11 protein-coding genes are annotated in these 12,064 nt (G+C 65.6%); 4 read left to right on the top strand and 7 right to left on the bottom strand.

Annotated features, from left to right (window positions below; all coding sequences use genetic code 11):
- Positions 1–38 precede the first annotated feature (38 nt).
- Positions 39–1,049 (bottom strand): TRAP transporter substrate-binding protein, encoded by a 1,011-nt coding sequence (locus ACFQXB_RS05805; RefSeq protein WP_377400752.1) that lies wholly within the window; start codon positions 1,047–1,049, stop codon positions 39–41.
- Between the two features lie 222 nt (positions 1,050–1,271).
- On the opposite strand from ACFQXB_RS05805, the gene ACFQXB_RS05800 reads away from it, so the two are divergent.
- The 4 genes from ACFQXB_RS05800 to ACFQXB_RS05785 are packed head-to-tail and all read left to right on the top strand — an operon-like array spanning position 1,272 to position 6,235.
- Complete coding sequence (locus tag ACFQXB_RS05800; RefSeq protein WP_377400496.1) at positions 1,272–2,498, top strand: alpha-hydroxy acid oxidase; 1,227 nt, start codon at positions 1,272–1,274, stop codon at positions 2,496–2,498.
- Entirely contained in the window at positions 2,495–4,138 is a 1,644-nt protein-coding gene (locus ACFQXB_RS05795; RefSeq protein WP_377400493.1) for a thiamine pyrophosphate-requiring protein, read from the top strand. Before ACFQXB_RS05800 ends, ACFQXB_RS05795 begins: the two co-directional genes overlap by 4 nt.
- A complete protein-coding gene (locus tag ACFQXB_RS05790) occupies positions 4,135–5,508 on the top strand; it encodes an FAD-binding oxidoreductase (RefSeq protein WP_377400490.1) in 1,374 nt (457 codons plus the stop codon). Before ACFQXB_RS05795 ends, ACFQXB_RS05790 begins: the two co-directional genes overlap by 4 nt.
- A gap of 10 nt (positions 5,509–5,518) precedes the next feature.
- The gene (locus tag ACFQXB_RS05785) at positions 5,519–6,235 is read left to right on the top strand and encodes an SDR family oxidoreductase (protein WP_377400487.1); all 717 of its coding nucleotides are present in this window, start codon (positions 5,519–5,521) and stop codon (positions 6,233–6,235) included.
- 10 nt (positions 6,236–6,245) lie between these two features.
- Here the strand turns inward: ACFQXB_RS05785 and ACFQXB_RS05780 are convergent, their stop codons facing one another.
- The 6 genes from ACFQXB_RS05780 to ACFQXB_RS05755 form a co-directional block, all read right to left on the bottom strand.
- The gene (locus tag ACFQXB_RS05780) at positions 6,246–7,652 is read right to left on the bottom strand and encodes an aldehyde dehydrogenase family protein (RefSeq protein WP_377400484.1); all 1,407 of its coding nucleotides are present in this window, start codon (positions 7,650–7,652) and stop codon (positions 6,246–6,248) included.
- Between the two features lie 28 nt (positions 7,653–7,680).
- Positions 7,681–8,973 (bottom strand): TRAP transporter large permease, encoded by a 1,293-nt coding sequence (locus ACFQXB_RS05775; protein ID WP_377400481.1) that lies wholly within the window; start codon positions 8,971–8,973, stop codon positions 7,681–7,683.
- The gene (locus ACFQXB_RS05770) at positions 8,970–9,422 is read right to left on the bottom strand and encodes a TRAP transporter small permease (RefSeq protein WP_377400478.1); all 453 of its coding nucleotides are present in this window, start codon (positions 9,420–9,422) and stop codon (positions 8,970–8,972) included. The genes ACFQXB_RS05775 and ACFQXB_RS05770 overlap by 4 nt, the downstream gene beginning before the upstream one ends.
- Positions 9,423–9,514: 92 nt before the next feature.
- Positions 9,515–10,558 carry a TRAP transporter substrate-binding protein gene (locus ACFQXB_RS05765; RefSeq protein ID WP_377400475.1) on the bottom strand — a complete coding sequence of 348 codons (1,044 nt, stop codon included), beginning with the start codon at positions 10,556–10,558 and terminating at the stop codon, positions 9,515–9,517.
- A gap of 70 nt (positions 10,559–10,628) precedes the next feature.
- Positions 10,629–11,525: an NAD(P)-dependent oxidoreductase gene (locus ACFQXB_RS05760; protein WP_377400472.1), complete on the bottom strand. Its 897-nt coding sequence runs from the start codon at positions 11,523–11,525 to the stop codon at positions 10,629–10,631.
- Complete coding sequence (locus tag ACFQXB_RS05755; protein WP_377400469.1) at positions 11,515–11,916, bottom strand: carboxymuconolactone decarboxylase family protein; 402 nt, start codon at positions 11,914–11,916, stop codon at positions 11,515–11,517. Before ACFQXB_RS05755 ends, ACFQXB_RS05760 begins: the two co-directional genes overlap by 11 nt.
- Positions 11,917–12,064: the final 148 nt, after the last annotated feature.

The raw sequence follows: 12,064 nt of genomic DNA, 5'->3' as shown, positions 1-12,064 counted from the left end.
TCCCGGCCAGCCCTCCTCTGGCCGGGTCGCCGTTACTCTTACTGGTCGCCTGCGTACGAGTCGTGCGCCTGAAGCGCGGCGATCAGGCCATTCAGAACCTCGTCGGCATCCAGCCCCGTGCCGGCCATGGCCTGTTTCCATTCCTCGGTAAGGGGGGCCGCCGCCTGGTGCCAGAGCTCCATCTGCTCCTCGTTCGGACGATGAAGCGTATGGGCAGGATCGGCGGCGATCTTGTCGCGGCCCGCGGCCTCCACATCCGCCCATCCGGCCGACATGCGTTCGGCCCATTCGGGGGTGCAGTGATCGTCGATCACGGCGCGATCTTCCGGGCTCATGCCCTCCACCAGCGCCTTGTTCATGACAAAGGCATTGATCGACCCGTAGATCGGCGCGTCAAGGTGATGCGTCACAAGCGTGTCCGCGCCAAAGATGTAGAGCGATTCCCACGGTGCCTGGGTAATATCTGCAGCGCCCTTGGACAACACCTCGCGCATTTCCGGGGCCGACACCTGAATCGAGGCACCGCCCAGAAGGTTCACGAACCGCGCCTGCGTCGCATTGGCCGGGCGCACGTTCTTGCCGCGGACATCTTCGGGAACCACGATCGGCTGCTTGCCATGAAATGTCCCCGGATCATGCAGCAGCGCCATGCAGAAATAGACGTCGCCCATCTCCTGCTCGGCATAGGCGTCGTACCATTCCGTCAGCGCCGCCGCCCCTCCCTTGGCATTGGCGAACAGGAACGGAAGCTCGGCCGCGGCAATGATCGGAAAACGGCCGGGCTGATATCCGGGATTGATGAAACCGATGTCCGCAATCCCGTCCCTTGCCATATCATAGTGATCTGCCGCCGCGCCGAGCTGCTGGGCAGGGAAGATCGTGATGGTGATCCGGCCCTGGGATGCCTCGGCGATGGACGCGGCCCAGGGCTCCATTCCCAACGTTTGCAGGGGGTGGGTTCCCGGAACCCAATGGGCAAGACCAAGCTCTTGTGCGGTCGCCCCGGATGGCAGAGCAAGGCATGCGGCTACACCGCATGCCGATAGCATCTTCGTATACATTGAATCCTCCCATTCGCAGTCAGAAGATGTATGTGCCTTTCATGTTCTTCTTGTCTTGTGTCCGAATATCAGCATGAATACTCTTGCCTGACAAGAAAAAACAACATCGCACCCAATGACGATGCCCGGCCGGGGCGGCTGTGCCGATCCGTGCCAATGTATGCAAAATGGCCTGTCGTTTTATTTCAGAGCCATGGGAGGAGGCGACGAATGAGACAATCGACGGCGACTGGAACCTCCCCTGCCCGGCTTGCGGCGATGCGCGCCGAAAGCCCCACACTTGCCTTTCTTGAACGCAAGGCGCGGCGGCGGATTCCCTCGTTCTGCTATGACTTCCTTCAGGGCGGGACGGATCGGCAAACCGGCCATCCCCGCAACCGCGCGGCCTTCGACGCGACCGAAATCTGCCCCCGTCATGCAGTCGACGTGGGTGCCACCGACCCGAGCGTGGCGCTGTTCGGCCGGACCTACGCGGCGCCGCTGCTCATCGCGCCCGTCGGAATGGACGGGGCGATCTGGCCGGGCGCGGGGCGTCATCTGGCCCGGACCGCAGCCGCCCGCAACATTCCCTACATGATCGGAACGCTTTCGGCGACGCGGCTGGAAGAAGCCGTCGCACTGGCGGCAGAGTCAGTGTGGTTTCAGCTTTACACGATGCCCGAGCAGGACCACCGGGACAGCCTTGCGCTTGTCGCGCGCGCCAAGGCCGCAGGCGTCCGGGTCCTTGCGCTGACCATAGACATCCCCCTTCCGGCGCGGCGGGTGCCGGACATGCGCAACCGCCTTGCCTTGCCGTTCCGTCTTCATCCCCGAATGGCACTGGCGGCCGCGCTGCGCCCCGCCTGGCTGGCCGCCCTTGCGCGTGAAGGGCGGCCGCAGTTCCGCAACCTGGAAGCCCACTGCCCCGCTGACATGCCGCTGGTCCAGTATGCCCGGCAGGCCCGTGCGGGTGGGGCCGCGACCTGGGAATTCATCGCCCGCCTGCGGCAGGTCTGGGACGGCGACCTCGTCATCAAGGGCATCATGGATCCGCGCGATGCGGAACGTGCGCGGGCGCATGGCGCCGATGGCATCGTGGTCTCCAACCACGGAGGACGGCAGTTCGATGCCGCCCCGGCCCCCCTGGATGTGTTGCCCGCGGTGCGACACGCGGCAGGCCCGATGCCGGTCCTGCTGGACGGGGGCGTGATGTCCGGCCTCGACATTCTGCGGGCGGTCGCCTGCGGAGCGGATGCCGTCATGGTCGGGCGCGGCTTCATGTATGGCCTCGCAACCTATGGCGCGGCCGGGGCCGACTTCGTGGCGGACACGCTGATGGACGAGTTCCGCATCGCGCTTGCGCAAAGCGGCGCCCTGACGGTGGCGGGGGCACGGCAGCTTGCGGTGCGCCACCCGCGCCGCTGGCGCAGCGAGGATTTCGAGGGAGGGACGGAATGAAAACCGGCGATGCAATCGCAGAAATACTGAAGCGCGAGGGGGTGGAGATCCTCTTCGGCTATCCGGTGAACCACATCATCGAACATGCGGCGATGGCTGATATCCGCACCATCATCGTGCGCCAGGAACGCACGGGCGTGCATATGGCCGACGCGCTGTCTCGGCTCACGTCCGGGCAGAAGATCGGCGTCTTTGCCATGCAATCGGGCCCCGGGACGGAAAACGCCTATGGCGGTATCGCGCAAGCCTATTCGGAATCGGTTCCCGTGCTGGTCCTGCCGGGCGGCTATGCGCGCCGTCTTGCCCATATTGCGCCGAACTACAATGCCAGCCGGTCGCTCCGCGACGTGAGCAAGCATGTGGAACCGATCAACCTGCCGGCGGAGATCCCCAACATCTTCCGCCGCGCCTTTTCCATGCTGCGGAACGGCCGTGGCGGCCCGGTCGTGGTGGAGATCCCCGGCGACATCTGGGACGAAGACGTCGCCGAACCTCTGGATTACCGCCCCGTCGTTTCGGCCCGGCCCGCCCCCGATCCCGCCGGCGTCGAACAGGCGCTCGACATGCTGTTGGCGGCGAAGCGGCCGGTGATCTATGCCGGTCAGGGCATCCATTACGCCCGGGCCTGGGACCAGCTCCGCGCCTTTGCCGAGCACCTGTCCGTTCCCGTCTGCACCAGCCTTGAGGGCAAAAGCGCCTTTCCTGAAACCCACCCCCTCGCCCTTGGATCAGGGGGCGCGGCAATCCCGCGCGCCGTGCGGCATTTCCTTGACGAGGCCGACCTGATCTTCGGCATCGGCTGTTCCTTTACCGAAACCGCGTTCGGCGTGCAGATGCCGCGCGGCAAGACGGTGATCCATTCGACGCTCGACCCCAACCACATCAACAAGGACTACGAGGCCCGCCTTGCCCTGATCGGCGATGCCGCCCTGACGCTGGATGCCCTGCTGGCCGCGATGGCCGCACGCGGAACCGAACGCCGCGCCCCGGATGCGGTGGCGGCGGAAATCGCGCAGGTCCATCGTGAATGGCTGAAGGAATGGATGCCGCGCCTGACCTCGGATCAGGCGCCGATGACGCCCTACCGTGTGCTGTGGGACCTGCAGAACACCGTGGACGTGGCCAACACCATCATCACCCATGATGCCGGCAGCCCGCGCGACCAGCTGACCCCGTTCTGGAAGTCCATCACCCCGCTCAGCTATATCGGCTGGGGCAAGTCCACGCAGCTGGGCTATGGCCTTGGCCTTGCCATGGGGGCGAAACTGGCGCGGCCGGACAAGCTCTGCATCAACGTCTGGGGTGATTCGGCCATCGGCTTCACCGGCATGGACTTTGAAACGGCGGTACGGGAACGCGTCCCGATCCTGTCGATCCTGCTCAACAACCATTCAATGGCCATGGAACTGCCGATCATGCCGGTTTCCACCGAAAAATACCGCGCCACCGACATCTCCGGCGACTATGCCGCCTTTGCCCGCGCCCTTGGCGGCTATGGCGAACGCATCACCACGCCTGACGAGATCATCCCGGCCATCAAGCGCGGCATCGCGGCAACCGAGGCCGGCCAGCCCGCCCTGCTGGAATTCATCACCAGCCAGGAACTCGACAGCTCCAAGCACCCGACGAGGTTCCCATGACCGCCGCCTCCGTGATCGAGGCGCTGCGCCCGCGGTTCGGCGACCGGATTGCCACTTCGCATGCCATCCGGGACCAGCACAGCCGCGACATGTCGCGCCTGCCCCCCTGTCTGCCCGATGCTGTCGTCTGGCCCGAAACCGAGGCCGAGGTGCAGGACATCCTGCGCCAGTGCCACGCGGCGGGCGTGCCCGTCATCCCCTATGGTGCCGGCTCGTCGATGGAGGGGCACACCATCCCCGTCCGTAACGGCATCACCGTGAACACCAGCCGCATGAACCGCATCCGTGAAATCGCCGCCGAAGACCTTCTGGCGGTCGTGGAGCCCGGCGTCACCCGGCTGCAACTGAACACCGACCTGCGCGCAACCGGCCTGACCTTCCCGATCGATCCGGGAGCCGATGCGTCGCTGGGCGGCATGGCCTCGACCCGGGGCAGCGGCACGATGGCGGTGCGCTATGGCACGATGCGGGAAAACGTGCTGGCGCTGCGGGTGGTGCTGCCCGATGGGCGGGTGATTCGCACCGGGTCGCGGGCGCGCAAATCCTCCACCGGCTATGACCTCACCCATCTCATCGTGGGGTCCGAAGGCACGCTGGGCATCATCACCGAACTGACCGTGCGCCTGCACCCGGTGCCCGAGGCCGTCAGCGCCGCCATCTGCGCCTTTCCGTCCGTGCGCGCGGCGGTCGAGGCGGTGATCGAGACCGTGCAGTCGGGCATCCCTGTTGCACGGGTGGAATTCCTGGACCAGGTCGCCATCGCCAACGTCAATTCCCACTCCGGCCTCACCCTGCCGGTGGCGCCCACATTGCTGTTCGAATTCCATGGATCCCCCGCCTGGGTCGATGAACAGGCCCGCACGGTGCAGGACATTACCGAGAGTCACCAAGCCTCCGCGTTCCGCTGGTCATCCGAGGCGGACGAGCGCCGCGTCCTCTGGCAGGCGCGGCACGATCTCTACTGGGCCACCCGCGCCATGCGGCCGGGTGCCGCGATCTATACCGGCGACATCTGTGTCCCGATCTCTCGTCTGGCCGATGCCATCGAGTCGGCGCGCGACGATATCGACGCCTCTTCCCTGCCGGGCCAGATCATCGGCCATGTGGGCGACGGCAATTTTCACACCGCCTATCTGTTTGATCCCGACAACCCGGAAGAGGTCGCAGAGGCCGAACGCCTCGCCCATCGTCTTGCCGAACGCGCATTGGCCGCGGGCGGAACCGTCAGCGGCGAACATGGCATCGGCGCGGGCAAGCTCGGCCTGATGCGTGAGGAACATGGCGATGCGGTGGACGTGATGAAGGCGGTCAAGGCAGCGCTTGACCCCAGGGGGATCATGAATCCCGGCAAGATGGGCGACGCAGGATAGGGAGGCGGCAATGCAGGATCTGACCGGAAAGGTGGCGCTTGTCACCGGCGCAAGCAGCGGCATCGGCCGCGGGATCGCGATCGCACTGGCACAGGCGGGAATGACCGTCGTTGCGGCAGCACGTCGGCAGGACAGGCTCGCCGCGCTGGCGCAGGAAACCAGTGGCCGCATCGTCCCGGTAACCGCGGATGTGACGGATGAGGCTGCCGTCGAGCGGCTGTTCGCTGAAGCGGACCGGTCGGGCCCGCTCTCGCTCCTGGTCAACAATGCCGGGATTGCAGATGACAGGGCCATCGATGACCTGACGTTGGCCCGTTGGCGCGAGGTGATGGACGCCAACCTCACCTCTGCCTTCCTGTGCAGCCGCGCGGCGATGCGGCGGATGAAGGCGCAGGGCGGCGGGCGGATCATGACGATCGGTTCGCTGTCGGCCAGTATTCCGCGCGCCCATTCGCCCGCCTATACCGCCAGCAAGTTCGCCCTGGAGGGGCTTACCCGCTCACTGGCGCTGGATGGGCGGGACCATCTGGTCACCGCCGGCATCCTCCACCCCGGCGCAACCCGGTCGGAACTTGCGCCCGGCATCACCGACAAGCTTCAGGGCGACTGCCTCGATCCCGCGCAGCTGGGCGAGTTGATGACCTATATTGCGCGATTGCCGCCTGAGCTTTCGCTGCTTGACGCAACGATCCTGCCGGTGCGCATCCCGTTCCTTGGGCGGGGATGATCCCCCGCCTTCACAGCCAGACCGTCTGGACCGACGTATACTCCTTCAGCCCCTCGAGCCCGAACTCGACGCCGATGCCCGAGGACTTCACGCCGCCGAACGGGACGTTGGGCTGGATGGCGCCGTGCTTGTTGACCCAGGCGGTGCCGCATTCCAGCCGCTGCGCCAGGTCGCGCCCGCGCGCGGGGTCCGACGTCCAGATCGAGCCGCCAAGCCCGTGGGGGTTGTCGTTCGCACGGGCGATCACTTCATCGACGTCAGAATAGCGGATCACCGGCAACACCGGCCCGAACTGTTCCTCATCCACCAGCCGGGTGCCGTCGCGCAATTCCGACACGATGGTGATCGGGTAAAAGTGGCCGGGCCCATTCCCTGGCGCGCCGCCGCAAAGGATACGTCCACCTGCGGCGCGTGCATCCTCGACCAGGTCGCGCACGCGGTCGAACTGCATCCGGTTGCTCAGCGGACCCAGCGCCGTTCCCTCCGACAGCCCGTTTCCCATCGGGATCGCCTGGGCCAGCGCGACAAGCTCGTCACACAGCCGGTCGTGAAGGCTGTCGTGGACGTAAAGCCGTTTCATCGCGCCGCAGGTCTGCCCGGTGTTGATGAAGGCCCCCCAGAACAGCCCCTGTGCGATGGCCTTGGGGTCGGCATCGGGAAGAACGATCCCCGCGTCGTTTCCGCCCAGCTCCAGCGTCAGCCGCTTGAGCGTTTCGGCCGCTCCCGCCATCACCTTGCGCCCCGTGGCAATCGATCCGGTGAACACGATCTTGTCGATTCCCGGATGCTCCGACATCGCCGCGCCAAGGGAATCCGGGCCGGTGATCACGTTCACCACCCCCGGCGGAAGAACCGCATCCATGAGTTCGATCAACCGGATCGTCGAAAGCGGCGTAAACGGAGACGGTTTGATCACGACGGTGTTTCCGGTGCGGATCGCCGGGATGACATGCCAGATGGCGATAAGCACCGGCCAGTTCCACGGCGTGATGGAACCGACCACACCCAACGGCTTGCGGTGCAGCTCGATCCGGCCGGCCTCGTTGTCCTGGATCACCTCGGGCTCCAGCGTCAGGGCGGCGGTTGCCTGGGTCCAGCCGACGCAGCCGCCCATTTCGAACCGGGAGCCAAGCCCGTCGAGCGGCTTGCCCTGTTCTTGCGTGATCAGGCGCGCAAGCTCTTCCTGATCCCGCACGAGGGCCTCCGCTATGGCGTTGCAGGCAGCCTGACGCTCGGCATCCGGGCGGGCGGCCCAGCCCGGGAAGGCTGCCCGGGCAGCTGCCACCGCATCGTCCAGATCGGCGCGGCTCCCCATCGGCATCCTGCCCACGATTTCGCCCGTTGCAGGGTTCTCGACATCCCGATGATCCGCCGTCGATCGGCTCTGCCCGCCGATGAGCATTGTGTACTCGCTCATGTCATGTCTCCGCTTGTACAAGGTCTGGTCAATTGGACATCTGGCCCGGCAGGAACAGGATCAGCGCCGGGAAGGCGAGGATCAGCGCCAGGCGCAGCACATCCGCGATGATGAAGGGAATGACCCCACGATAGATCGTGCCCACCGGGAGGTCTGTGATGATGGTGCGAATGATGAAGATGTTCATGCCGATGGGCGGCGTGATCAGGCTGATTTCCACCGTGACCACCAGCAGGATTCCGAACCACACCGGGTCGTATCCCAGCGACACGACCAGCGGGAAGAAGATCGGCACCGTCAGCAGGATCATGGCAAGCGAGTCGAACACGCAGCCCAGCACCAGGTAGAACAGGATCAGCATCAGCATCACCCCGGTCGGGCCAAGGCCAAGTTCGCGGATGAAGCCCACGACCTGGCTTGGCAGTCCGGCGATGTTGATGAAGTTCGAGAAGATCAGCGCCCCCACCAGCACCGCCATCAGCATCGCCGAGGTACGCACGGTTTCAAACAGGACCTGCGCCAGGGCGCGCGGCGTCAGCGTCCGCTTGGCCAGGGCGATCAGGAAGGCGCCGGTTGCGCCAATGCCCGCGGCCTCGGTCGGCGTAAAGACACCAAGGTAGATACCGCCGATGATCACTGCGAAAAGGCCGAGCACCAACCAGACATCGGCCACCGCCCGCCAGCGTTCCCGCAGCGAAAGCCGCGGCCCCGCAGGTCCCGCCGCCGGGTCGCGCCAGGTCACGATCATCACAGCGCCCAGATACAACAGGATGCCCAGAACCCCCGGAAGGATTCCCGCGACAAAAAGCTTGCCGATGCTGGTTTCGGTCATGCTGCCATAGATGACCATGATGACCGAGGGAGGGATCAGGATGCCCAGCGTTCCCCCCGCAGCGACCGCCCCGCTCGACAGCCGGTCGGAATAACCGTACTGGCGCATCGAGGGCAGCGCGATCTGCGACATGGTCGCAGCCGTTGCCAGGCTCGACCCCGACACGGCCGAGAACCCTCCGCAAGCGACGATCGTGGCCATGGCAAGGCCGCCGCGGTAGTGCCCCACCACTGCGTTCGATGCCGCGTAAAGATCCCGCGACAGCCCGGAGTGATTGACGAGGTTTCCCATCAGCACGAACAGCGGCAACACCGACAGGCTGTAGGACGAAAGCGTGTCCCAGGCGATCTGCGCGCTCATGGCGCCGGCGGGCAGCACCCCTGTCATCAGGGCAAAGCCCGTGAACCCGATCAGGCCCAGTCCGAAGGCGAGCGGCACCCCGAAGAACAGCACGGCGAAGAGCGCGCCAAATCCCGCAATTGCGTTCATCGCGCATTCCTTTCCCGCACCACGCCCAGCAGGAGGACCACCCCCGCCACCGCAGCGGCTCCAAGGCAGGCCACGCCCAACCACGCCACGATCCCGACCGGAAACCGCAGCGCCGAGGTCCGGTCACCGAAGGTCATGAACCGTTCTGCCAAGAACGACAGGCGCCATGCGAGAAACCCGCAGCCGAAAGCCACGACGCCCGCGATCAAGGCATCGCGCGCAACCCGAAGCCGTCCGCGAAACAGCGTGTCGAACAGCCCCGCCGTGACGTGTTCATCGCGTAATGTGACGGAAGGCAGGGCGCAGAATACCATGGCCGCCATCATTATCTGCGTCATCTCGAACGCGAAGCCGAGCGGCTGGTTCAGAAGGTACCGTCCGGTGACGTCCACGAAGGTCATGACCATCATGAGAAACAGCAAGAGCGCCGCCGCCGAAAGGAACACCATTTCCACCGCCCGCACCAATCCGGCAGGTGCGTGCCGGGAGGCTTTGCCCCCGCCGGCCGCGTCAATCCCCGCTCCTCTGGCAGCGGCACCCATCAGCGCGCGCCTTCGACGGCGGCCACTTCCTGCCGCATCATTTCCAGCGCGGCCGCCCCATCGACACCCAGGCGCCCGGCCGCATCGACCCACTGCGCCTCGAGCGCGGCAAGACGTTCCCGAGCCTCGCTCACGAATGCCTCATCCGCCACGATCATCTCGACCCCGTCGGCCTCCATGATCGCGCGGGCCTCGGTCTCGGCGGCGTCCTGTGCCTCTCCGGCAAGCCGGGCGAGAGCTGCACCGGATACGCTCATGATCGCCTGCTGATCCTCGGGCGGAAGCGCGTCAAACCGTGCCTTGTTCATGACGACGAACCAGGTTGATGAATAAAGCCCGCCCGGAACGGTGGTCGAGGCACCGATCACGCCCGTAAGGTTGAAGCTGGGATAGGCCTCATAGGGCAGCAGAGTGCCATCCGCGATCCCCTGCGACAGGATCTCGTAGACCTCGTTGGCAGGGACGGCCACGTTGACTCCGCCGAGCGCCGGATTGACCTCCTGGACGATGCCGCCACCGACGCGGAACTTCTTGCCACCATAGTCAGCGATCTGCCGGACCGGCGTAACGTTGGCGCCCGTCATTATGTGCCCGGTGGCATTCGCATAAAGGCCCAGAAGCTGCACGCCCTTGTATTCGTCAGCTTCCTGGAAGAATTCCTCGTGCACCTTCCAGAGCGCGGTCGAGAGCCCGGTTGCGGTTTCCCCCACGAATGGCAGCTCGGCGACACCGGCCAAGGTGAAGCGACCGGGCGTATAGCCGAGCACGCCGACCGTCACATCTGCGATCCCGTCAACCGCCAGATCGTACTGCCGCGGCGGTGCCCCGAGCGAGGCATCCGTCGGCATGATCCGGACGCGGCCCTCGGTTGCTTCCGCGACCTGCTCCATCCAGGGCTCGATGACGCCGGTCATCTGCCTGTGACCCGGCGGCAACCAGTTGTTCAGCCGCAGCACGGTTTCTGCCCCCGCCGTCAGCGGCAAGGCCACGAACAAGGCGGTCAACGCGCCGCTCTTGCAGTATTGCGTGATGTATTTGGTCATCTCGTCCTCCCTGACGTTGTGTAGACCCAAGGTCACCCTGGCGTGTCTCCTCCCAGACACCCCAGGGCTGTCACTGTCCCATGACTTCGCCTCTCCAGACGGCGAAAGCCTCCGTGTGGTCTTTCCGGCCGTCCAGTTCATGCAGCGCGTGCTGCCACCAGGCATCGGTTTCCGCCACCAGCGGCAACCGCGCCCCAAGGTTCGACGCCAGATCGGCCGCGATCCGCACATCCTTGGCCAGCAGCGCAAGCCCGAAGCCGGACTTGAACGCGCGGGTAAGCACCTCTGTCTTGATCGTGGCCTCGGTGCTGAAGTTGCGTCCCGTCGACACGTTCATGATGTCCAGCGCCACTGCCGGATCCAGACCGAACCTTTCCCCGAGGATCAGCGCCTCCGACGCTGCCGCGAAGCCAGCTGCCGCGACGTAGTTGTTGAGTGCCTTCATCGCATGTCCGGTGCCCACATCCCCGGTTCGGAAGATACGGTCACCCATCATCCGCAGAACCGGCTCGGCCCGGCCGAAATCCGCGTCATCCGCGGCGCCGACCATGATGGCCAGGGTTCCGTTGGTGGCCCGCGGCACGGCCCCCGATACCGGCGCATCAACGAAGCGGATCCCGCGCCCGGAAAGCGCTTCGTGCAGGCTGCGTGATCCTTCGGGTTCCGAGGAGCTCATGTCGATGACCAGCGATCCCGGCGCAAGCGCATCGATCAGCGGGGAAGGCCCGTCCAGCATCACCTGCCGGACGATGCCGCCGGTGGGCAGCATTGTCACGACGATGTCGCTTTGCCGGCCCAATGCCGCAAGATCGGCCGCCGCCGAGGCGCCTGTGGCCTCGGCCTGGCGCCGCGTCACTGCGCTGTCGAGGTCAAAAACCGTCAGCCGCGCGCCCGCCCGTGCGATATTGGCCGCCATCGGGGCACCCATATGCCCCAGGCCGATGAAACCGATCCGCTCAGTGACCATCGCCCGCCCCTGCCTTGCCGTTCATCTCTGCCAGGGCGTCCTCACAGGCGCGGATACCGTCGATCATCAGCGGCAACCCGCAATAGGGGAAGGCGTGGATGAACAACTCCTTCAGTTCGTCCCTGGAAATGCCGTTCGCGACGGCGCCGCGCGTATGGATCTTGATTTCATGTGTACGGCCTTGCGCTGCCAGCATCGCCAGCGTGATCAGGCTGCGCGTCCGCGGATCAAGATGGGGTCGCTGCCAGATCTCGCCGAAACAGATGCGGGTGACGATGTCCTGGACGGGCGCCATGAACTCGGTCGCGTTGTCGATGTGGTCCTCGGCGCCTTCCTTGCCCCACATGGCGCGGCGCAGGTCGAGTCCCTTCTGGAAGTTTTCGTCGTTCATGCTTTCTCCGATGCTACAGGTGATCGTGCGCCCGCGGGCCTGCCGTGGATGATCGGAGGAGTCAGGATGACGTGCGGCAGCCCCGGCTGGTCTGCCCGGTTCGGCGCCGCCCTGGTGCTCCTCCCTTCACCATGGTTGCACCTGAAGG

It is taken from the genome of Halodurantibacterium daqingense, from assembly GCF_042666235.1.
Taxonomy (GTDB): domain Bacteria; phylum Pseudomonadota; class Alphaproteobacteria; order Rhodobacterales; family Rhodobacteraceae; genus Halodurantibacterium; species Halodurantibacterium daqingensis.
Note: the sequence above shows the minus strand (reverse complement) of the source record. Positions and strands in the feature narration are given on the sequence as shown.

What these genes read in the sequence shown, in the direction of transcription:
- ACFQXB_RS05805 (WP_377400752.1), bottom strand. Translation starts at nt 1,049, where the DNA reads ATGCTATCGGCATGCGGTGTAGCCGCATGCCTTGCTCTGCCATCCGGG.
- ACFQXB_RS05765 (WP_377400475.1), bottom strand. Translation starts at nt 10,558, where the DNA reads ATGACCAAATACATCACGCAATACTGCAAGAGCGGCGCGTTGACCGCC.
- ACFQXB_RS05790 (WP_377400490.1), top strand. Translation starts at nt 4,135, where the DNA reads ATGACCGCCGCCTCCGTGATCGAGGCGCTGCGCCCGCGGTTCGGCGAC.
- ACFQXB_RS05775 (WP_377400481.1), bottom strand. Translation starts at nt 8,973, where the DNA reads ATGAACGCAATTGCGGGATTTGGCGCGCTCTTCGCCGTGCTGTTCTTC.
- ACFQXB_RS05795 (WP_377400493.1), top strand. Translation starts at nt 2,495, where the DNA reads ATGAAAACCGGCGATGCAATCGCAGAAATACTGAAGCGCGAGGGGGTG.
- ACFQXB_RS05760 (WP_377400472.1), bottom strand. Translation starts at nt 11,525, where the DNA reads ATGGTCACTGAGCGGATCGGTTTCATCGGCCTGGGGCATATGGGTGCC.
- ACFQXB_RS05800 (WP_377400496.1), top strand. Translation starts at nt 1,272, where the DNA reads ATGAGACAATCGACGGCGACTGGAACCTCCCCTGCCCGGCTTGCGGCG.
- ACFQXB_RS05785 (WP_377400487.1), top strand. Translation starts at nt 5,519, where the DNA reads ATGCAGGATCTGACCGGAAAGGTGGCGCTTGTCACCGGCGCAAGCAGC.
- ACFQXB_RS05780 (WP_377400484.1), bottom strand. Translation starts at nt 7,652, where the DNA reads ATGAGCGAGTACACAATGCTCATCGGCGGGCAGAGCCGATCGACGGCG.
- ACFQXB_RS05755 (WP_377400469.1), bottom strand. Translation starts at nt 11,916, where the DNA reads ATGAACGACGAAAACTTCCAGAAGGGACTCGACCTGCGCCGCGCCATG.
- ACFQXB_RS05770 (WP_377400478.1), bottom strand. Translation starts at nt 9,422, where the DNA reads ATGGTGTTCCTTTCGGCGGCGGCGCTCTTGCTGTTTCTCATGATGGTC.